The 20250-nt window shown below is 64.6% G+C and carries 17 protein-coding genes; 9 read left to right on the top strand and 8 right to left on the bottom strand.

Annotated elements, in window-relative coordinates; all coding sequences use genetic code 11:
* The first annotated feature begins 49 nt into the window (after positions 1–49).
* Positions 50–2587, top strand: a complete 2538-nt coding sequence (gene hrpB / locus BUC40_RS21410) for an ATP-dependent helicase HrpB (protein ID WP_073268645.1) — start codon at positions 50–52, stop codon at positions 2585–2587.
* Between the two features lie 128 nt (positions 2588–2715).
* On the opposite strand, the gene gudD is transcribed toward hrpB, so the two are convergent.
* From gudD to BUC40_RS21425, 3 genes are all read right to left on the bottom strand, one after another.
* The gene (gudD, locus tag BUC40_RS21415) at positions 2716–4062 is read right to left on the bottom strand and encodes a glucarate dehydratase (RefSeq protein ID WP_073268647.1); all 1347 of its coding nucleotides are present in this window, start codon (positions 4060–4062) and stop codon (positions 2716–2718) included.
* Between the two features lie 459 nt (positions 4063–4521).
* The gene (locus BUC40_RS21420) at positions 4522–5568 is read right to left on the bottom strand and encodes a LacI family DNA-binding transcriptional regulator (protein ID WP_073268649.1); all 1047 of its coding nucleotides are present in this window, start codon (positions 5566–5568) and stop codon (positions 4522–4524) included.
* Positions 5569–5607: 39 nt separating this feature from the next.
* A complete protein-coding gene (locus BUC40_RS21425; protein WP_073268655.1) occupies positions 5608–6267 on the bottom strand; it encodes a YciC family protein in 660 nt (219 codons plus the stop codon).
* 158 nt (positions 6268–6425) lie between these two features.
* Here BUC40_RS21425 and BUC40_RS21430 point away from each other — a divergent pair, with 158 nt between their 5' ends.
* From BUC40_RS21430 to rhlE1, 6 genes are all read left to right on the top strand, one after another.
* A complete protein-coding gene (locus BUC40_RS21430; RefSeq protein ID WP_073268660.1) occupies positions 6426–6905 on the top strand; it encodes an NYN domain-containing protein in 480 nt (159 codons plus the stop codon).
* A gap of 8 nt (positions 6906–6913) precedes the next feature.
* The gene (locus BUC40_RS21435; protein ID WP_073268662.1) at positions 6914–7519 is read left to right on the top strand and encodes a 3'-5' exonuclease; all 606 of its coding nucleotides are present in this window, start codon (positions 6914–6916) and stop codon (positions 7517–7519) included.
* Positions 7520–7631: 112 nt separating this feature from the next.
* Complete coding sequence (locus BUC40_RS21440; protein ID WP_073268665.1) at positions 7632–8144, top strand: sigma-70 family RNA polymerase sigma factor; 513 nt, start codon at positions 7632–7634, stop codon at positions 8142–8144.
* On the top strand, positions 8141–9058 hold the full coding sequence (locus BUC40_RS21445; protein ID WP_073268667.1) for a FecR family protein: 918 nt from the start codon (positions 8141–8143) through the stop codon (positions 9056–9058). The genes BUC40_RS21440 and BUC40_RS21445 overlap by 4 nt, the downstream gene beginning before the upstream one ends.
* A 77-nt stretch (positions 9059–9135) precedes the next feature.
* Positions 9136–11517: a TonB-dependent siderophore receptor gene (locus BUC40_RS21450; protein ID WP_073268669.1), complete on the top strand. Its 2382-nt coding sequence runs from the start codon at positions 9136–9138 to the stop codon at positions 11515–11517.
* Between the two features lie 190 nt (positions 11518–11707).
* Positions 11708–13036 (top strand): RNA helicase RhlE1, encoded by a 1329-nt coding sequence (rhlE1, locus tag BUC40_RS21455; RefSeq protein WP_073268671.1) that lies wholly within the window; start codon positions 11708–11710, stop codon positions 13034–13036.
* Positions 13037–13060: 24 nt separating this feature from the next.
* Here the strand turns inward: rhlE1 and BUC40_RS21460 are convergent, their stop codons facing one another.
* Genes BUC40_RS21460 through BUC40_RS21470 form a run of 3 tightly spaced genes read right to left on the bottom strand, consistent with a single transcriptional unit; the run spans position 13061 to position 15638 of the window.
* Positions 13061–13423: a VOC family protein gene (locus BUC40_RS21460; RefSeq protein ID WP_073268673.1), complete on the bottom strand. Its 363-nt coding sequence runs from the start codon at positions 13421–13423 to the stop codon at positions 13061–13063.
* Positions 13424–13442: 19 nt separating this feature from the next.
* Complete coding sequence (locus BUC40_RS21465; protein ID WP_073268675.1) at positions 13443–14687, bottom strand: TIGR03862 family flavoprotein; 1245 nt, start codon at positions 14685–14687, stop codon at positions 13443–13445.
* A 30-nt stretch (positions 14688–14717) separates the two neighbouring features.
* Complete coding sequence (locus BUC40_RS21470; protein ID WP_073268676.1) at positions 14718–15638, bottom strand: histone deacetylase family protein; 921 nt, start codon at positions 15636–15638, stop codon at positions 14718–14720.
* Between the two features lie 200 nt (positions 15639–15838).
* On the opposite strand from BUC40_RS21470, the gene tesB reads away from it, so the two are divergent.
* Complete coding sequence (tesB, locus tag BUC40_RS21475) at positions 15839–16708, top strand: acyl-CoA thioesterase II (RefSeq protein WP_073268678.1); 870 nt, start codon at positions 15839–15841, stop codon at positions 16706–16708.
* An 87-nt stretch (positions 16709–16795) separates the two neighbouring features.
* Entirely contained in the window at positions 16796–17392 is a 597-nt protein-coding gene (locus BUC40_RS21480) for an HAD family hydrolase (RefSeq protein ID WP_073268680.1), read from the top strand.
* Here BUC40_RS21480 and cueR read toward each other — a convergent pair.
* Both cueR and BUC40_RS21490 read right to left on the bottom strand, forming a co-directional pair.
* Entirely contained in the window at positions 17368–17790 is a 423-nt protein-coding gene (gene cueR, locus BUC40_RS21485) for a Cu(I)-responsive transcriptional regulator (RefSeq protein ID WP_073268682.1), read from the bottom strand. The genes BUC40_RS21480 and cueR overlap by 25 nt on opposite strands.
* Before the next feature lie 4 nt (positions 17791–17794).
* Complete coding sequence (locus BUC40_RS21490; protein WP_073268684.1) at positions 17795–20188, bottom strand: heavy metal translocating P-type ATPase; 2394 nt, start codon at positions 20186–20188, stop codon at positions 17795–17797.
* Positions 20189–20250 lie beyond the last annotated feature (62 nt).

The raw sequence follows: 20250 nt of genomic DNA on the forward strand, positions 1-20250 counted from the left end.
GCGTGGCTGCGGTTCGCCGTTATAATCGCCGGCCTGAAATGGAGCCCTGATGAACAGCCTGCCGATCGATTCTCTGCTGCCCGACCTCTGCCGCGCTCTTGCGGAGCGTGATGAAGTGGTGCTCGAAGCGCCGCCCGGCGCCGGCAAGACCACCCGCGTGCCGTTGGCCGTGCTCGATCAGCCGTGGCTGGCCGGGCAGCGCATCATCATGCTCGAGCCGCGGCGCCTGGCCGCCCGCGCCGCCGCCGAGCGACTGGCCAGCGAGCTGGGTGAGAAGGTCGGCGAGACGGTGGGCTATCGCATTCGCCTGGACAGCAAGGTGGGGCCGAACACGCGCATCGAGGTGGTTACCGAGGGCATCCTCGCCCGCCGCCTGCAGGACGACCCGGCGCTGGACGGCGTCGGCCTGGTGATCTTCGACGAGTTCCACGAGCGCAGCCTGGATGCCGACCTGGCCCTGGCGCTGACCCTCAATGGTCGGGCGATGTTTCGCGGTGCCGACAGTGGCGAGGCGCCGCTCAAGGTGCTGTTGATGTCCGCAACCCTGGAGGGCGAGCGCCTGGCCGGGTTGCTCGATGATGCGCCGGTGCTGCGTAGCGAAGGGCGCATGTACCCGGTGGATATCCGCTGGGGCGCGCCCTGGCAGGCTGGTGAGTGGCTGGAGCCGCGGGTGTTGCAAACCGTTGTGCAGGCGTTGGACGACGAGCGGGGCAGCCTGCTGGTGTTTTTGCCCGGCCAGGCGGAGATTCGCCGGGTGGCCGAGCAGTTGGAGGAGGCCCTGGCCGGGCGAGGGGACGTGCGCATCTGCCCGCTGCACGGCGAGCTGGAGCTGTCGGCCCAGCGTGCGGCCATCGAGCCGGCGCCGGCCGGGCTGCGCAAGGTGGTGCTGGCCACCAATATCGCCGAGACCAGCCTGACCATCGATGGCGTGCGCGTGGTGGTCGACGCCGGCCTGGCGCGGGTACCGCGTTTCGACCCGGGCAGCGGCATGACGCGCCTGGACACCCAGCGCATTTCCCGCGCATCGGCCACCCAGCGCGCCGGTCGTGCGGGGCGCCTACAGCCGGGCGCGTGCTACCGGCTGTGGTCGCAGGCCCAGCATGAGCAATTGCCGGCTTATTCCTCGGCGGAAATTCTCCAGGCCGACCTCGCTGGCCTGGCACTGCAATTGGCGCGCTGGGGCGTCGAGGTGGATGAGCTGGTCTGGCTCGACCCGCCGCCTGCGGCCGCCTACGCCCAGGCACGTGACCTGCTGCAGCGCCTCGGTGCGCTCGACGAACGCGGTGTTCTGACCTCCCACGGCCAGGCCATGGCCGAGCTGCCGGCCCATCCGCGTATCGCCCACCTGCTGCTGCGCGGCCAGGCCCTTGGCCTCGGCGAGCTGGCCTGTGACCTGGCGGCCCTGCTGGGCGAACGCGACATCCAGCGTGGCGGCGGTGCCGATCTGCACGGTCGCCTGGCGCTGCTGTCGGGTGAGAGCCGGGCAGCGCGCGGCGCCAATGGCGGTGTGCAGCGCGCCCGGCAGCTGGCCCGGCAGTTCCAGGGTTACTTGCGCCGCGTGCCGGTCAGCGAGCCGGTAAATGATCCCGAGCATGGCCGCTGGCTGGGCGCACTGCTGGCCTTCGCCTACCCTGATCGCATCGCTCGCCAGCGCCGCGAAGGCGGCGCCGAATACCGCCTGGCCAATGGCCGCGCCGCGCAGTTCGCCGAGGCCGATGCGCTGATGAAGCACACCTGGCTGGTGGTCGCCGACCTCGGCAGCCGCCAGGGCCAGCGTGAGGAGCGCATCTACCTCGCCGCCGAACTGGAGCCGGCGCTGTTCGACTCGGTGCTGGCCGAGCAGGTGAGCAATCAGGATCTGCTCGAATGGGACGAGCGCGAAGGCGTGCTGCGTGCAGAGCGGCAACGCAAGGTCGGCGATCTGGTACTGAGCAGCGAGGCATTGCCGGGGCTGGATGCCGAGGCGCGCACCACCGCGCTGCTCGGCCTGGTGCGGCGCAAAGGGCTGGCGCTGTTGCCGTGGACGCCGGAGCTGCGCCAGTGGCAGGCGCGGGTGATGCTGCTACGCGGGCTCGATCTGCAAAGCCAGGCTGCCAGCGAATGGCCCGATGTATCCGATGCCGCATTGTTGGCCACGCTGGAAACCTGGCTGGCGCCTTACCTGGGCAAGGTCACCCGGCTCAGCCACTTCGCCAGTCTCGACCTGCACGCGATGCTGCAAACCCTGCTGCCCTGGCCGCTGCCTCAGCGCCTGGATGAATGGGCGCCGCGCAGCCTGCCAGTGCCGTCCGGCTCGCGCATCGGCCTGGATTACAGCGAGCACCCGCCGGTATTGGCGGTGCGCCTGCAGGAACTGTTCGGCCTGGCCGAAACGCCGCGCATCGCCAACGGCCGGCAACAGGTGCTGCTGCACTTGTTGTCCCCGGCGCGGCGGCCGGTGCAGGTGACCCAGGACTTGGCCAACTTCTGGCGCACCACCTATGCCGAGGTGAAGAAGGATTTGAAGGGCCGCTACCCGAAACACTACTGGCCCGACGACCCATTGATCGCCGAGCCCACCGCGCGGGCCAAGCCGCGTAAGACCTAGCAATTTCATGGGTGGAAATCATCAAGTCGTAGCCTGGCGTCGAGCGCAGCGATACCCAGGATTGCAATGCCCCAGGTATCGCTGCGCTCGACCCCGGGCTACAGGGGCCAAGCTCGCTATGGCGTCGCTCAGCGCACCAGGCAAGGCTTCTTGTTATCGAAGGTCCAACCGCTGATCAGGTACTGCATGGCCACCGCGTCGTTGCGTGCGCCCAGGCCCATGCCCTTGTAGCACTCGTGGGCCTTGGCCACGGCGTCCATGTCCAGCTCCACACCGAGGCCCGGTTTTTTCGGCACCTGTACCAGGCCGCCTTCGATGCGCAGCGGTTCCTTGGTCAGGTGCTGGCCGTCCTGCCAGATCCAGTGGGTGTCGATGGCGGTGATCTTGCCCGGCGCGGCCGCTGCCACGTGGGTAAACATGGCCAGGGACACGTCGAAGTGGTTGTTGGAGTGCGAGCCCCAGGTCAGACCCCAGTCGTTGCACATCTGCGCCACGCGCACCGAACCCTGCATGGTCCAGAAGTGCGGATCGGCCAGGGGAATGTCCACCGATTGCAGCTGAATCGCGTGGCCCATCTGGCGCCAGTCGGTGGCGATCATGTTGGTGGCGGTCGGCAGGCCGGTAGCGCGGCGGAACTCGGCCATCACCTCTCGGCCCGAATAGCCGTTTTCGGCGCCGCATGGGTCTTCGGCATAGGCGAGCACGTGATGCTGGTCGCGGCACAGGCGGATGGCTTCGGCCAGCGACCAGGCGCCGTTCGGGTCCAGGGTGATGCGTGCCTCCGGGAAGCGTTCGGCCAGGGCGGTGACCGCTTCGATTTCCTCGTCGCCGCGCAGCACGCCGCCCTTGAGTTTGAAGTCCTTGAAGCCGTAACGCTCGTAGGCGGCTTCGGCGAGGCGCACCACGCCTCTGGCGTCCAGCGCTTCTTCATTGCGCACGCGGAACCAGGCGTTGTCGGCATCGGCTTCCTGGCGATAGGGCAGGTCGGTTTTCTTGCGGTCGCCGATGTAGAACAGGTAGCCGAGCATTTCCACGGCATCACGCTGCTGGCCTTCGCCAAGCAGGGCGGCGACCGGTACGTCCAGGTACTGGCCGAGCAGGTCGAGCAGGGCAGCCTCGACGGCGGTGACCGCATGTATGGTGATGCGCAGGTCGAAGGTCTGCAGGCCGCGGCCGCCGGAGTCGCGATCAGCGAAGGCCTGGCGAACCTGGCCGAGCAATTTCTGGTACTGGCCGATGGGCTGGCCGACCAGCAGTTGGCGAGCGTCTTCCAGGGTCTGGCGAATCGCTTCGCCGCCCGGCACTTCACCGACACCGACGTGGCCGGCGTTGTCACGCAGGATCAGCAGGTTGCGGGTGAAGAACGGTGCATGGCCGCCGCTGAGGTTGAGCAGGAAGCTGTCGTGCCCGGCGACCGGGATGACTTCCAAAGAGGTGATGACCGGGGTACCTGCATGGGTGTTGTTATTGTTCATCGCGTGGTTCCTGTGCCGTTACGGGCGTTGCGGTGGGTCTGGCTGCTCACCGGCAGCATTTAAAGATAACGTTATCATCATAATCAGATAACGTTATCATTCAAGCGGAAATTTAGGGTGCGAAGCATGCGCATGTGGTCTTGAAAGATAGGATGGGTCGGGCCGCTTAGGTGCAACCCACCGATGGGATTTATTGGGGCTCAGTTCATTCGCGGGCATGGCCCGTTCCCACAGTTCGTAGCCGGGGCGAGCGTAGCGACGCCCGGGGGCATCGCGGCGCGAACATCGCAAACCTGGGTATCGCTGCCCTCAACCGCAGGCTACGAGAGGTGGTTTTGCGTTAGGCGGTGCTGGCCCGCTCGATGATGGCGAATCGGGTATCGACAAGGGGCTCGGCCGGTTGGCCAGTTTGTGGATGGGGCGGGCCGCGTAGGTGAAACCCATCAATTGCCTACGAATCTAGTTTCGAGCCGTGCTGCCGCGCTCAACGATCGTGAAGCCTGTATCCACTCTCGGCTCTGCGCTCTGGCCATCGAAACGACGCAGCAGTGCTTCGGCGACCTGCTGGCCCATCTCGGTGGCATTGACGCTGACGGTCGACAGCGCCGGGTTGGCGAACTGGCCGTTGAGGGTGTCGCCGAAGCCCAGCACGGCGATATCGGCGGGAACGTTCAGCCCGCGAGTCGAGGCTTCGGCCAGCACGCCGAGGGCGACGGTGTCCGAGCTGCAGAAGATGAAGTCCGGCTTCTCGCCGGCATCGAGCAGGTTGGCCAGGCCCTTGCGGCCGACTTCCCAGGTGGCGGGCAGCGGTAGGGTCTGCACCGCCACGTTATCCACACCCAGCTCGGCGAGGCGGCCGATCACCGCGTTGCAGCGGCGCAGCGCCCGCGGGTCGTCGACGCCGACCACCGCCCAGCGCCGATAGCCCTTGGCGAAGAAGTGTTCGGCCACGGCGGCGCCGACCTGTTCATGGGAAAAACCCACCTGCATGTCCAGGCCGTCATCACTCAGGTCCCACGCCTCGACTACCGGAATGCCGGCGGAGGCCAGCCGTTCACGGCTGGGCTGGGTGTGGAAGGTGCCGGTCAGCACGATACCGTCGGGGCGGCGGCCAAGGATGGCGGCCAGCAGCGCTTCTTCATGCTCGGGGGTGTAGCCGCTCGGCCCGACCAGGGTGTGGTAGCCGGCTGTAGCGAGGCGATCCATGATCGCCTGCACCACGCTTGCGTAGATCGAGTTGGCGATGGTCGGCAGCACGATGGCCACCAGGCGGCTCTTGCTCGTGGCCAGGCCGCCGGCCATCAGGTTGGGCACGTAACCCATGGCGCGCACCACTTCCAGCACGTGTTCGCGGGTGGCGTCGCTGACCAGTTCCGGGCGCTGGATGGCGCGCGATACAGTGATCGGCGATACGCCGGCCTTGAGCGCCACATCCTTTACCGTCACCGGCAAATCGTTGAGGTCACCGCGGTCTTTGGCCAGTTCTCTGCGCGATTTTCTTGCCACGGGCTCGTCTCGATAGGGAATGCAGTAAATGACCGAAGGTTACGGATGAGACGCGGTGTTGTCGCCAGTGCGCAGCATATACAGGCGGAACACCACCACGGTGGTGAATAGCTGGAACAGGCCAAGCAGCAGATCCAGCAGCAGGCGCCCGGCAGGCTCAGCGGCGATATCGCCGGCCCAGAAGCCCACCAGCCATGGCGGCACCATGACTAGCATCACACAGGTGAAGATCGGCCAGAAATGCCCGTGGGTCAGCTGCAGGCTTTCATGCAGTGCCTGCAGCGGCGAGAGGCCGCGCAGCACGAGCAGGTAATCGGAGAACACCAGGCGCACCATCAGCCACAGCCCCGGCAGGATGAACAGCGAGGCGCCGAGCATGATCGCCAGCGTGCCGATGCCGGCCAGCAGCACGAAGCGCGGCCACAGGCTCAGGCTCATGGCAATCAGGCCACCGCTGCCGGGCTGCTCGCCGCGGCTGCGGGCGTCGATGAACAGAATCAGCGCAGCGCTGTACAGCGGGTAGAAGAACAAACCGAGCAGCATGTCGTAGAACGGCACCTTGGCCGCCGGCACCAGGTTTTCGAGCTGCAAGCTCAGAAAGGCTTCGAGCAGCAGGAAGGGCAGGCACAGCAGGATGATCTGCAGCAGGTTTTGCCGGAAGAAGAACCAAGCGTCACGCAGGGCGTCGAGGGGATTCATGGAGGGTCGCGGTCAGAAAAACAGGCCGCCATCATACGAGCGCCGCCGTTGCGCGACCAGTGATGGCCACCGCCTGGCCGCGGCTTTCGACCTGAAGGGGGCGAGGCTGGCATACTGGACGCCCGTGCACTCCGCGCGAGCTCTCCTGAGGATGTCCGGTGAAGAAAATAGCCGTGTTCGCCGACGTACAGAATCTCTACTACACCGTGCGCCAGGCCTATGGCTGCCACTTCAACTACACGGCGTTGTGGAACGAGCTGGCCGCCGGTGGTGAGATCGTCGAGGCGTACGCCTATGCCATCGACCGCGGCGACCCCAAGCAGCAGCAGTTCCAGCAGATTCTGCGTAACCTCGGCTTCACCGTTAAACTCAAACCCTACATCCAGCGCAGCGACGGATCGGCCAAGGGCGACTGGGATGTGGGCATCACCATCGACGTGATGGACGCGGCGGCAGGTGTCGACAGCGTGGTGCTGGCTTCCGGTGACGGCGATTTCGACCTGCTGCTCGAACGCATTCGCCAACGCCATGGCGTCGAGGCCGTGGCTTACGGCGTTCCCGGGCTTACCGCGCAGTCACTGGTGCGCGCGGCCACTCGTTATGTGCCCATCGAGGGCCATCTGTTGTTGAAACACTGAGGCTTTACGTGAAACCCATCGCTGTCATCGATTTCGAAACCACCGGCATGTCGCCGGCCCAGCAGGCGCGCGCCACCGAGATCGGCGTGGTGATCATCGAAGGCGGGCAGATCACCGCCCGCTACCAGAGCCTGATGAACAGCGGGGCCTGGGTGCCGCCGTTCATCGAGCAACTGACCGGCATCAGCAACGCCATGGTGCGCAGCGCGCCGCCGGCGGCCGAAGTGATGCACGAAGTCGCCGAGTTCGTAGGCGACATTCCGATGCTGGCGCACAACGCGTCCTTCGACCAGAAGTTCTGGGACGCCGAGCTGGGCCTGATCGGTCGCACCCGGGTGCAGCATTTCGCCTGCTCGCTGCTACTCTCACGTCGGTTGTTACCGGGCGCACCGAGCCACAAGCTTGGCAACATCAACCGCTGGGCGTGCCTGCCCGATACCGGTAAGGCCCACCGGGCGCTGGCCGATGCGGAAATGGCCGCTAACCTGACCCTGCACCTGTGCAAGGTGCTGCGTGAGCAGCACGGGCGCAGCGCTGTCGATCATGATTTCCTGCGTCAGCTGCAAGGCATGTCGGCTGCCAAGGTGCGGGCTCTGCTCGCCGCAGCGGGCTGAGCAACGTACCTAGCTATGTGTACTAATAGTTCTCATTTACTTTAATCCTGGCCACTCCCTATACTGCCCGCCCTTTGATGGTTGACGCCGTCGCACGATGGTCGAGGTGGATATGGAGTGGGGCGGAATCAACTTGCGCTGGGCCTACACCGATCTGCTCCTGAGCCTGAGTCGGCGTACTCATTGCGTGCAGCGCGCCTATGACGTGCTGCACGACGCCTTTATCCGGTTCGTGCTCGCCAATCAGCGTGGCGTCATCGAACAGCCCAACGCCTACCTGCGGCGCATCGCCCATTCCGTTCTGATCGACCACTACCGCGACGCCTCGCGCTATCAGCCGTTGCCCGATGCTGACGGCGAGCCGCGCATGGAGCATGACGACGGCGAAGCTTTCGTACCCTCGGCCGAGCACCTGGCCGATCTGCAGCAGCGTCTCGATGCCCTGCAGCGCATTCTCGATTGCCTGCCGCCGCGCTGCCGCGAGGTGTTCTGGTTGGTTCGCATCGAAGGTCACCGCCAGGTGGAGGTCGCTGCCATGTTGCAAATCAGTACCTCGATGGTCGAGCGCCACCTGGTGCGTGCCTTGCTCGACCTGCACGAGGCCCGCGAGCTGCTGCAGCCATGAGTGCGCGCCGGCGCGAAGCGGCGCACTGGTTCGCGCGGTTGCTGGAGTTACCGGACGAACATCCCGAGCGCCAGTTATTCGCTAACTGGCTGGCCGCCGACCCGCGCAACGCCCAGGAATTTCACAGTTTCAAACGCTTGTGGGGCGACTTTTCCAGCACCGACCAAACCCGAGCCTTGGCTGGCGCCATGGAAAACGTCGGGCGGCGGCGCTTGCTGCGCAACGGTATGCTCGGAGGCTTGCTGCTTGGCGGCCTGGGCTCCCTGCTGCTGGTCCGCAATGCTGCGCGCCAGGAGCTGCAACTGTTTACCGGCATTGGGCAACTGCGGCGCATGAAGCTGGCCGATGGCAGCGAGGTGCAGATGGATGCCGACACACGAATTCAGGTGCTGTTCGACGAGCGCGTACGCCATCTGACGCTGTTGCGCGGGCGGGCTATTTTTGACGTGCGACATAACCCGCAGCGCCCGTTCGTGGTCGATGCTGGCGCGGCGCAGGTGCGCGTGCTGGGTACCCGCTTTGTAGTCGAGCGATTCGACCGCCGCGTGCAGGTCAGTGTCGCCCGCGGACGGGTGGAAATGGCCGGAGGCGGGCAGCGTATCGAGCTGACAGCTGATCAGGTCGGCCTTTATGGCGAGAGTCGTGGCCTGGTTCGCTCCGATCGTAAAGCTGCCGGCGCTTTCGGCTTCAGCACTGGCAGTCTGGTATTCGAGCAGGCTGATCTAGGTGAGGTCGCGGCCGGGCTCAGTCGTTATCGCGACAAGCCGTTGCGCCTCGAGCTGCCGCCGTCGCAGCAGACCATCACCGCTGTCGTGCAGATTAGCGACGTCGAGGCATTCGTTCAGGCCCTGCCCCAGCTTGCCGGGATACGCGTGCAGGAACGTGCCGATAGCACCTTGGTGCTGCCGCGCTGAATTATTCGCATTTTCAGGTTGGGCTTTTAGGTAGCTGCTCCGTCTAGGGGTATCCGCGATCAATACGAGACCCAGCCATGCTGCGCACATCCCTGAAAACATTGTTTACCGCGAGCGCTCTGACGCTGGCGCTTGGCGTACAGGCCGCGCCCATCGAGCTGGACTTGCCAGCGCAGCCGCTGGCCGCCACGCTCAAGCAGTTGGCTGGTCTGGCCGGTGTCACGCTTGCCGTCGATGATCGGCTAGTCGCGCGCCGTTCAGCACCGGCGTTGAAGGGCACCTTCGCCATCGACGATGCGCTGGCCCGTTCGTTGGCCGGTTCGGGGCTGGTGGTGCAGCGCAGCGGCGATGTGTGGCTAATCATCGAACGAGAGCCTTCGGCAGCCGTCGATCTGCAAGCGACGACGATCAGCAGCGAGCTGCTCGGCACCACCACCGAGGGCACCGGCTCCTACACCACTGGCAACGTGACGCTGGGCAAGGGCGCGCAGTCGCTGCGTGAAACGCCGCAATCAGTCAGTGTGATCACCCGCCAGCAGATGGATGACCGCAATTTCACCTCCCTGGATCAGGTGCTCTACAGCGCACCGGGCATTACCCTGCAAACGCGCAATTTCGGCGACCACCAGTACAATTCGCGTGGCTTCGAATTGGGCGCCGATGCTTACCTGGTCGATGGCATGCCCGGTGTGATCCACAGTCCCACTGGCTGGATGACGCCTGACACTGCCGTTTACGACCGCGTGGAAATTCTGCGTGGCGCCGCCGGCCTGCTAGTCGGCAATGGCAACCCCGGCGGTGCAGTCAATCTGGTACGCAAACGGCCGACTGCCGAGCCGCATTTCTCGGTGACCACCCGTGCAGGCTCCAATGATTTCTACCGCATGGACCTGGACGGCAGCGGCGCGCTGAACGAGTCCCGCACGATTCGCGGTCGTGCCTTGGTGGCCTATGAAGATCGGCAGTTTTTCTACGACCTCGAAGCCAGCCGCAAGCCGCTGTTCTACGGCATCGTCGAAGCCGATCTGAGCGACACTTCTACGCTGTCTGTCGGCTTACGCCGGCAGACCGGCGTTACCAGCGGTTACTCGATCTTCGGTTTGCCGCGTTATAGCAACGGCAAGGCCCTCGACGTGTCTCGCTCCACTTCGCTGGCGCAGGACTGGAACCGCCACGAAAGCGAGCAGACCGAAGTGTTTGCTGACCTGGAATATCGCCTCAACGACGACTGGACTAGTAAGACCTCGCTTACCCGCGCCGAGGGTGGTTTCGATCAGCGCGTGGCGTTGCCTCAAGGTGCTATCAACCCGGCGACCAACACCGGATCGCGGCTTTTCCGAACCCTTTATCGCAGCGATGACGTGACCAACACCGGCATCGACAGCAACCTTTCCGGCAACTTCGAAGCCTTTGGCCTGCGCCATACGCTGATGGTTGGCGCCAACTGGTCCCGTGAAGACCAGTACAGCAAGAACGCCAACATAAATACCGCCACGGGTGTTGGCGCCATCGATGTGTTCAATCCGGATCATCAGACGCTGGCCAGACCAACAAGAAACGGTTGGACAGCGATCAACGACAGTACCGAAACGCGTTATGGGGCTTATGCCAACACTCGGCTGTACCTCAGCGAGCCACTGAGCGTGGTGCTCGGTGGGCGATTGAGCTGGTACGAGTACGAGACTGAGGAAACCATCAGCGCGGTCAAGGCAGCCAATCGTCAGGATCACCAATTCACGCCCTTCGTCGGTGTCATCTACGACCTCAACGAGCAGTGGTCGTGGTACGCCAGTTACGCCGATATCTTCCAGCCGCAGAGCGATTACCGTACGGCAGCGGGCTCGCTGCTGGACCCAGCAGTGGGCGTCAACTACGAGACCGGGATCAAAGGTGAGCTGTATGACGGCCGCCTGAACCTCTCGGCCGCGCTGTTCTACATCAAGCAGGATGACGTAGCGGCCGCTGACCCGAGTGGTGCAATTTGCCCAGATAACATTGATCAGTCCTGTTACCTCAACAGCGAGATCCAGCGCAGCAAGGGCTACGAGCTCGAAGCCAGCGGCGAGCTGCTGTCCGGTTGGCAAGTGGCGGCCGGCTACACCTTCAACCAGACCAGCAAGGCCAGTGGCGGCCCCACCGACTACCAGACGCCCAAGCACCTGCTGCGCGCCTCGACCACGTATCAGTTGCCCGGCGCACTCAATCGCCTGACCGTCGGCGGCGCCGTTTCCGCGCAGAGCGGTTACAGCACTGATACCTACATTCAGCCTGTCAGCAACTCGGGGCGCGCCGTTTATGACGCTCTAGCCAGCTGGAAAATCGACCAGAACTGGACCATCGGCCTCGATGCCAAGAACCTGTTCGACAAGAAGTACTACAAGTCCGTAGGCGAGCTGCGGCGCGGCAACTACTACGGCGACCCGCGCAGCTACATGCTGACCCTGCGCGGCGATTTCTAAACCGCAGCCGGAGCACGTAGCCTGGTGTTGAGCGCAGCGATACCCAGGTTTTGCATTTCCTGGGTGTCGCTGCGCTCGACCCAGGCTACGGGCATAACGCTCACCGCGGCGGGCCTTGCGGTTGCTGGGCGGGCGCTAGCCGGACGCGCTAAACTGCGCGCCATCTCCATTGCCCACCACGTTGCCCGCCATGACCTTTGCTTCCCTCGGCCTGATCGAACCCCTGCTGCGATGCCTCGACGGCCTCGACTACAAGACCCCGACGCCCGTGCAGACCCAGGCCATCGGCCCGATCATCAAGGGCCGCGACATCATGGCTGCGGCGCAGACCGGCACCGGCAAAACTGCTGCCTTCACCCTGCCGATCCTGCAGCGCCTGATGATGGAAGGCCCGGTGGTCGCCAGCAATTCGGTGCGCGCTCTGGTGCTGGTGCCCACTCGCGAGCTGGCCGAGCAGGTGCAGCAGAGCGTGCAAACCTACTCGCAATTTCTGCCGCTTCGTAGCTACGCGGTGTACGGCGGAGTGAGCATCAACCCGCAGATGATGGCGCTGCGCAAAGGTGTCGATGTGCTCGTGGCCACGCCTGGTCGCCTGCTCGATCTATACCGCCAGAATGCGGTGAAGTTTTCTCAGCTGCAGGTGCTGGTACTCGACGAAGCCGACCGCATGCTCGACCTGGGTTTCTCTCGTGAGCTTGATGACCTGTTCGTCGCGCTGCCGAAGAAACGCCAGACCCTGCTGTTTTCCGCGACCTTCTCCGAGGCCATCCGTACCCTGGCAGGCGAGATGCTGCGCGACCCGCTGAGCATCGAAGTCAGCCCGCGCAACGCCGCCGCCAAGTCGGTCAAGCAGTGGCTGATTCCGGTCGACAAAAAGCGCAAGGCCGAGCTGTTCCTGCATTTGTACCGCAGCAAGAAGTGGTCACAGGTGCTGGTGTTCGTGAAAACCCGTAAGGGCGTCGACGAGTTGGAGGAGGTGTTGCTGGCCGCCGGTATTCGTGCCGACGCGATCCATGGCGATAAACCACAGCCGACCCGCCTGCGCGCCCTGCAGCGCTTCAAGGCGGGTGAGGTCGATGTGCTGGTCGCCACCGACGTTGCTGCCCGCGGCCTGGATATCGACGACCTGCCGCTGGTGGTCAACTTCGACCTACCCATCGTCGCCGAGGACTACGTGCACCGCATCGGCCGTACTGGCCGTGCCGGCGCCACTGGCCAGGCGGTGTCGCTGGTCTGCGCTGACGAGGTGCAACTGCTGTCGGCCATCGAAGCGCTGATCCAGCAAATTCTGCAGCGTGTCGATGAACCAGACTTCATTCCCGATCACCGCGTGCCACAGACGGTCGCAGGCGGCCTGGTGGTGAAAAAGCCCAAGAAACCGAAAAAGCCCAAGGTGGTGGGCGGCGGCAAGGCCGGTGGCCTAGGGCGCTGGATGGAAAGCGACGAGCCGGCCGAGCCGCCAGTCAAGGCCATCCGCAAGGTGCCGAGTTTCGGCGGCAAGCCGAAGGGCGGGCGTTAGGAACAGCGCTTGAGGCGGCCAGGCTCAGATTTCCTGGCCGATCTTCCACAGCACGCCGCTTGGGTCGAAGACGATAAATTCGCGAATGCCCCAGGGCTGGTCTTCGGGGGCAATGGTGCGCACGCCAAAACGCTCGCCGATGTTTTCTGCCTGCACATGTGCCCACCAGGCTTGCACGTCATCGACCATCAGGTGCATGACGAAATTCTCGGCCTGCTCCTTCACATAGAAGTTCTGCAGCAGAAATGCGCAGTGCTCACCGTTGCTGAAGTAGCTCATCTCGTCCGCCTGCCAGACCGGCGTGAAACCCAGTGCGGTGTAGAAGGCCTGGCTGAGCGGATAATCCTTGGCCGGGATGAAGGTCTTGAGTTGCAAGCTGTTCAGCATGAGATTTCCTGTCCGTGGATTATCGAGGTTTGTCTTCTAGCCAGCGCGCGATGCCCTGACCGGCCACGCGGCCACTGGCGAAGCAGGCGGTGAGCAGGTAGCCGCCGGTGGGCGCCTCCCAGTCGAGCATTTCGCCTGCGCAAAAGGTGCCGGGCAGGGCGCTCAGCATCAGGTTGTTATCGAGGGCTTCGAAGGGCACGCCACCGGCGCTGCTGATCGCTTCTTGAAGCGGGCGCGCTTGGCGCAGGGTGATCGGTAGCGCCTTGATGGCGGCTGCCAGGCACTGGGGATCGGCGAACTGCTCGGCGGGCGTCAGCTCACGCAGCAGCGCCGCCTTCACACCGTCCATTCCTGCCTGGCGATGCAGATGCTTGGCCATGGAGTGCGAACCGCGAGGCTTGCTCAGCGCCTTGATCAACGCATCTTCACTGCGCTGGGGCAGCAGGTCGAGGTGCACCGTACAGCTGCCGTCACTATTGATGCGCTGGCGAATCCCGGCGGACAACGCGTACACCAGGCTGCCCTCGATGCCAGTAGCAGTGAGCACGAACTCGCCCGATCTTGATGGTTCATCCGGCAAACCCAACGCCACGTTCTTCAGCGGTGCACCGGCGAATTTTTCGCGCAGCAACGGGCTCCAGGCGGCCACATCGAATCCGCAATTGCTCGGTTGCAGCGGCGCGACGGGCACGCCAGCCTGCTGCAGATGCGCCACCCAGCTGCCGTCGGAACCGAGCCGTGGCCAGCTGCCACCGCCCAGGGCTAGCAGCACGGCATCGGCCTGCACCGCGCGCTCGCCGTCGGGCGTGTCGATACGCAGGCTGCCGTCGTTATTCCAGCCCATCCAGCGGTGCCGGGTGTGCAGCTGCACACCGGCCTCGCGCAGGCGCTTGAGCCAGGATCGTAGCAGCGGCGCGGCTTTCATGTCGGTAGGAAATACCCGGCCCGAGGTGCCGACGAATGTTTCGATACCCAGGCCATGAATCCATTCACGCAGCGCGTCGGCGTCGAAGCCTTGCAACAGCCTGTCGATCTGCCCTTGGCGTTCGTTGTAGCGTGCGACGAAGGCCGGGTAGGGCTCGGAGTGGGTGATGTTCATCCCGCCGACGCCAGCGAGCAGGAACTTGCGGCCTACCGAGGGCATGGCGTCAAACAGGTCGACGCGCAAACCGGCGTTTGCCAGTACCTCGGCGGCCATCAGGCCGGCCGGGCCGCCGCCGATGATGGCGACCGAGTGGGCGTTGGGCGGGGAGAAATCGGTCATGGTGGCGTCGGCTGGGCAAAGAGGCGAAGTTTACCCGAGCCCTCGCCCCCGCCATACCCGCGCGGCGCTGTGGTGGAGAATGCCATGGCGGCGGGCGAGGGCATGGCGGTCCTTGCTGTAGCCACCACCGATCACCCCTACCACGGGAATGTCGCGGCCCAGGCAATGCTGCAGCACCGCTTCGTCACGGGCGGCCACGCCAGCATCGGTGAGTTGCAGGTAACCCAGGGCGTCGTCCTTGTGCACGTCGACGCCAGCGTCGTAGAGCACGATATCCGGCTGGTACAGCGGCAGCAGGTAATTGAGCGTGTCGTCGACCACTTTCAGGTAATCGGCATCGCCCATGCCGCGCGGCAGGGGGATGTCCCAGTCGCTGCTGGCCTTGCGCGCCGGGTAGTTCTGCTCGCAGTGCAGGGAGACGGTGACCGCGTTATCCACCTGTTCGAGCAGGCGCGCGGTGCCATCGCCCTGGTGCACGTCGCAATCGAAGATCAACACGCAGCTCGCCTTGCCGCTTTCCAGCAGATAGCGAGCGATCACCGCCAGGTCGTTGAAGATGCAGAAGCCCGCCGGGTAGTCGTAGTGCGCATGGTGGGTGCCGCCTGCCAGGTGACAGGCCAGGCCATGCTGCAACGCCTGCTCGGCCGCCAGCAGCGAGCCGCCGACGGCACGTACGGTGCGCTGTGCCAGCGCCGGGCTCCATGGCAAGCCGAGACGCCGCCCGTCTTCATAGCTCAGCTCGCCGCTCAGGTAGCGCTCGATATAGGCGGGGCAATGGCAGAGGGCGAGGACATCTGCAGGGCAGATATCCGGGCGCAGTAAGTCCTCATCCCGGGTCAGGCCGCTGGCGACCAAGTGGTCACGCAGCAAGCGAAATTTCTCCATCGGGAAGCGGTGGCCGTCGGGAGACGGCGGGCTGTAGTCGTCGTGGTAGATCAGCGGCAGGGGCATACAATGGCGGCGTTTGGTGAACCCACGGCAGTATGCATGAGAAGCGAAATGCCTGGCGTTAAATGACCGAGTCGCGGGCACCTGTCACCTGCGTCGTGATGCCAAGATTCCTGGCTGACGACAAAGGCATTACCATTCACCATCCGCGCAGCCCGCGCGTGTCGCAGCATTGCCCTGGGTGGGGCCCATGGAGATCGTTTATGAGTCAAGTCCTGAAAGAGTTGGTGGCACTGCTGAGTCTGGAGGCCATCGAGGAAAACCTGTTTCGTGGCGTCAGCCAGGATCTGGGTTTTCGTCAGCTCTTTGGTGGTCAGGTCCTTGGCCAGTGCGTGTCGGCGGCCACCCAGACGGTTGAGGTAGATCGCCATGTGCATTCGCTGCATGGCTACTTTCTGCGCCCGGGCGACGCCGCCTTGCCGGTGGTCTATCAGGTCGACCGCGTGCGTGATGGCGGCAGTTTCAGCACGCGCCGCGTAACCGCGGTGCAGAAGGGCAAGGCGATCTTCACCTGCAGCGCCTCGTTCCAGAATCAGGAAGAGGGCTTCCATCATCAGGCGCAGATGCCGGATGTACCGGGCCCTGAGGGCCTGCGCTCGGAAACCGAGCTGGCCAGCCTGGTGGCCGACTCGCTGCCGCCGCGGGTACGTGAGCGGGTGCTGTTCGATAAGCCCATCGAGATTCGCCCGGTCACCGTCGACAACCCGTTCGCCCCGCAGGTCAGCGAGCCAGTCAAGTACGTGTGGTTCCGCGCTGACGGCGAACTGCCGGACACGCCGGCGATCCACAAGTATCTGCTGGGCTATGCCTCGGATTTCAACCTGCTGACCACCTCGATGCTGCCCCACGGTGTATCGGTGTGGCAGAAGTTCATGCAGGTCGCCAGCCTCGACCATTCCCTGTGGTTCCACGGCAACCTGCGTATGGACGATTGGCTGCTCTATGCCATGGACAGCCCGTGGGCCGGAAATGCCCGAGGCTTCTCGCGCGGCAGCGTGTTCAACCGTCAGGGGCAATTGGTCGCTTCGGTGGCTCAGGAAGGGCTGATTCGTCTGCGCGAAGACTGGCGCTGAGTCGCCCCGAGCGCACCGTGTGCGGTCGTGACATCCGCTAGTGAGCAGGTATGCTGCGGCCTCGATTCCACTCTTGCCGGAGGGGCGATGAGCCTGCAGCGCTACAACCACTGGGTTTTCGACATGGACGGCACCCTGACGATTGCCGTTCATGATTTCGCCGCCATCCGCGTGGCGCTGGATATTCCGCCCGAAGACGACATCCTCCACCACCTGGCTGCCTTGCCGCCCGATGTGTCGAAGGCCAAGCACGCCTGGTTGCTGGAGCATGAGCGCGAACTGGCCATCGCCTCACGCCCGGCCGCCGGCGCCGTGGCATTGGTGCGTGGCCTGCATGCCCGCGGGCTGCGCCTGGGCATCCTGACCCGTAACGCCCGGGAGCTGGCGCTGCTGACCCTGCAGGCCATCGGTGTGGATGACTGCTTCGCGCCGGCCGACATTCTTGGCCGCGACGAAGCACCGCCCAAACCCGATCCCGGTGGCCTTCTGCACTTGGCCGACCGTTGGCAGGTCTCGCCACAGGAGATGGTGATGGTCGGTGATCATAGCCATGATCTGGCTGCCGGCCGTGCCGCGGGTACCGCCACAGTGCTGGTCAATCTGCCGAGCAACCCCTGGCCGGAATTGACCGATCACTTTGTCGCCGATTGTTCGGCACTTCAGCGCTTGGCGCTGGCCGGCTGACAGCAACCGCTGCCAGCCTGCAGATCCTCGAGAATCGGGCAGTCAGGGCGGTGGTCGCCCTGGCAATGATCGACCAGGTTCTGCAGGGTATCGCGCAGCGCCTCGAGTTCGGCGATCTTGCCGTTGAGCGCCTCGATATGTTCCACCGCCAGTGCCTTCACATCCGCGCTGGCGCGCTCGCGGTCGTGCCAGAGCGCCAGCAGCCGGCCCGACTCGGCGAGCGAAAAGCCCAGGTCGCGGGCGCGGCGAATGAAACGCAAGCGTTGCAGGTCGTCCTCGGCGTACACGCGATAGCCACTTTCACTGCGCCCGGCGCTGGGCAACAGTCCGATGGCCTCGTAGTAGCGGATCATCTTGGCGCTGAGTCCGGTGTGCTTGGCGGCCTGGCCGATATTCATTGCGTTACTCCTCGATAGGGCGGGGGCGCCAGGTTTTCAGCAGCAGGGCATTGCTCACCACGCTGACGCTCGACAGCGCCATGGCCGCGCCGGCGAGCATTGGGTCGAGCAGGCCGAAAGCGGCCAGGGGAATGCCCACCAGGTTGTAGATGAACGCCCAGAACAGATTCTGGCGGATCTTCGCGTAGGTGCGTCGGGCGATATCCAACGCGGCGGGTACCAACCGCGGATCGCCACGCATCAGGGTGATGCTGGCTGCCTGCATCGCCACATCGGTGCCGCCGTCCATGGCGATGCCGACATCCGCTGCAGCCAGGGCTGGAGCGTCGTTGATGCCGTCACCGACCATCGCTACCACTCCGGCAGCTTTCAGTTCGCCGACGATACGGGCCTTGTCCGCCGGCAGCACCTGAGCGTGCACCGAGTCGATGCCCAGCTGGCTGGCGACTGCCGTGGCGCTGCCCTGATTGTCGCCGCTGATCAGGTGGCTGACGATATGCCGCCTGCCGAGTTCGCTAATCGCCTCGCGGGCGCCGTCCTTCAAGGTGTCGCCAAAGGCGAACAGAGCGAGCACTCGCGGCATGGAGTTCTGCTCGATGAGCCAGGACAAAGTGCGCCCCTCGGCTTCCCAGGCCTGCGCCGCCTTCGCCAGTTCAACCGGCTCGCTGGCGCCACTTTCTTCTAGCAGACGGCGGTTGCCTAGTTGCAGCACTTGGCCTTCGACCTGACCGGCAATGCCCCGGCCGGCCAATGCCTGGCTGGCGCTGACGGGCGCAAGGCTGAGCGCGGCATCCCGGCAAGCTTCTAGCACGGCCTTGGCCAGTGGATGTTCGCTGCCTTGTTGCAGGGCTCCAGCCAGGCGTAGCGCCTTATCCGAATCGATATCGACCGGGTGCAGGTGAGCGATCCGTGGAGCGCCAGAGGTCAGGGTGCCGGTTTTGTCGAAGGCCACTACCGTCACCTCATGTGCGATCTCCAAGGCTTCGGCATCCTTGATCAGAATGCCGTGGCGGGCCGCGACGCCGGTGCCGGCCATGATCGCGGTCGGCGTCGCCAGGCCAAGGGCACAAGGGCAGGCGATAACCAGCACGGCTACAGCATTGAGCAGCGCGGTTTCCATGCCCGCATCCAGGCTCAGCCAGACAATCAGCGTCAGTAGGGCGATTACCAGTACCACTGGCACGAAGATCTGGCTGACCCGATCCACCAGTTTCTGGATCGGCGCCTTTGCGGCCTGGGCGTCCTCGACCAGGCGGATGATCCGCGACAACACAGTCTCCGCGCCAAGGGCGGTGGTCTCGATCAGTAGCCGGCCTTCGCCATTGATTGCACCGGCGGTAACCGAATCGCCCAGTGCCTTGGCTTGCGGCAGACTTTCCCCGCTGATCAGCGCCTCATCGGCGTGGCTATCGCCTTCGAGCACCTTGCCGTCGACCGGAAAGCGCTCACCTGGTTTCACCAGCACCCGGTCGCCCATGCTGAGCGCACTGACCGCTACCCGCTGTTCGACGCCATCGCACAGACGGGTCGCCTCATCGGGGCGCAACGCCTGCAGGGCGCGGATGGCGCTTGTGGTCTGGCGCTTGGCGCGGCTTTCCAGGTATTTGCCGAGCAGGATCAGCGCGATGATCACCGCCGAGGCTTCGAAGTAAAGGTGTGGCGTGTGCCCGACCGGAGTGATTGCCCACTGATAGAGGCTCAGGCCATAACCGGCGCTGGTGCCCAGAGCGACCAACTGATCCATATTGCCGGCACCGCTGCGCAGGGCGCTCCAGGCCGCGCGGTAGAAGCGCGCGCCGAGGATGAACTGCACCGGCGTGGCCAACAGAAATTGCGCCCAGGCCGGCAGCATCAGGTGCATGCCAAAGGGCGTCAGCAGCATCGGAAGTACCAGCGGCGCAGCCAGCAGCAAGGCCAGCCCCAATCGCCAGCGCTCGGCCTGCAGGCGGCGATCACCCGCATCGTTGTTTTCTTGGCGGTCAGCTACGGGGCTGGCTGAGTAGCCTGCAGCCGAGACGGCAGCGAGCAGCGCCTGGGTATCGATACCTGTGACCACTTGCACATGAGCCTGCTCGGTCGCCAGGTTGACGCTGACCGCCAGCACGCCGGGTTGCCTACTCAGCACGCGCTCTACGCGACCCACACAGCTGGCGCAGGTCATGCCGGAAATGGCCAGATCCAGCGTTTGCTGTGGTACGTCGTAACCCGCTTTCTCGACTGCCGCCACCAACGCAGGCAGGTGTTCGGATTGCGCTTCTACGCGGGCACGCTCACTGGCCAGATTGACGCTGGCTGTACTGACGCCAGATACGCCCCGCAAGGCGCGCTCGACCCGCCCGGCGCAGCTCGCGCAGGTCATGCCGCTGATCGGCAGGTCGAAGGTGGGAGGTGTGGACATGATGAGCTCCGGTGATCCTGGCCTGTCGGCACAGGATCAACCTTGACCCATGGGTAAGGTCA

The organism is Phytopseudomonas punonensis, assembly GCF_900142655.1.
GTDB lineage: Bacteria > Pseudomonadota > Gammaproteobacteria > Pseudomonadales > Pseudomonadaceae > Aquipseudomonas > Aquipseudomonas punonensis.

Excerpts from the sequence above, each read along its gene's own strand:
- rhlE1 (WP_073268671.1), top strand. The coding sequence starts at position 11,708 with ATGACCTTTGCTTCCCTCGGCCTGATCGAACCCCTGCTGCGATGCCTC.
- BUC40_RS21470 (WP_073268676.1), bottom strand. The coding sequence starts at position 15,638 with ATGCCCCTGCCGCTGATCTACCACGACGACTACAGCCCGCCGTCTCCC.
- hrpB (WP_073268645.1), top strand. The coding sequence starts at position 50 with ATGAACAGCCTGCCGATCGATTCTCTGCTGCCCGACCTCTGCCGCGCT.
- tesB (WP_073268678.1), top strand. The coding sequence starts at position 15,839 with ATGAGTCAAGTCCTGAAAGAGTTGGTGGCACTGCTGAGTCTGGAGGCC.
- BUC40_RS21440 (WP_073268665.1), top strand. The coding sequence starts at position 7,632 with ATGGAGTGGGGCGGAATCAACTTGCGCTGGGCCTACACCGATCTGCTC.
- BUC40_RS21450 (WP_073268669.1), top strand. The coding sequence starts at position 9,136 with ATGCTGCGCACATCCCTGAAAACATTGTTTACCGCGAGCGCTCTGACG.
- BUC40_RS21480 (WP_073268680.1), top strand. The coding sequence starts at position 16,796 with ATGAGCCTGCAGCGCTACAACCACTGGGTTTTCGACATGGACGGCACC.
- BUC40_RS21490 (WP_073268684.1), bottom strand. The coding sequence starts at position 20,188 with ATGTCCACACCTCCCACCTTCGACCTGCCGATCAGCGGCATGACCTGC.
- BUC40_RS21445 (WP_073268667.1), top strand. The coding sequence starts at position 8,141 with ATGAGTGCGCGCCGGCGCGAAGCGGCGCACTGGTTCGCGCGGTTGCTG.
- BUC40_RS21465 (WP_073268675.1), bottom strand. The coding sequence starts at position 14,687 with ATGACCGATTTCTCCCCGCCCAACGCCCACTCGGTCGCCATCATCGGC.
- BUC40_RS21460 (WP_073268673.1), bottom strand. The coding sequence starts at position 13,423 with ATGCTGAACAGCTTGCAACTCAAGACCTTCATCCCGGCCAAGGATTAT.
- gudD (WP_073268647.1), bottom strand. The coding sequence starts at position 4,062 with ATGAACAATAACAACACCCATGCAGGTACCCCGGTCATCACCTCTTTG.
- BUC40_RS21425 (WP_073268655.1), bottom strand. The coding sequence starts at position 6,267 with ATGAATCCCCTCGACGCCCTGCGTGACGCTTGGTTCTTCTTCCGGCAA.
- cueR (WP_073268682.1), bottom strand. The coding sequence starts at position 17,790 with ATGAATATCGGCCAGGCCGCCAAGCACACCGGACTCAGCGCCAAGATG.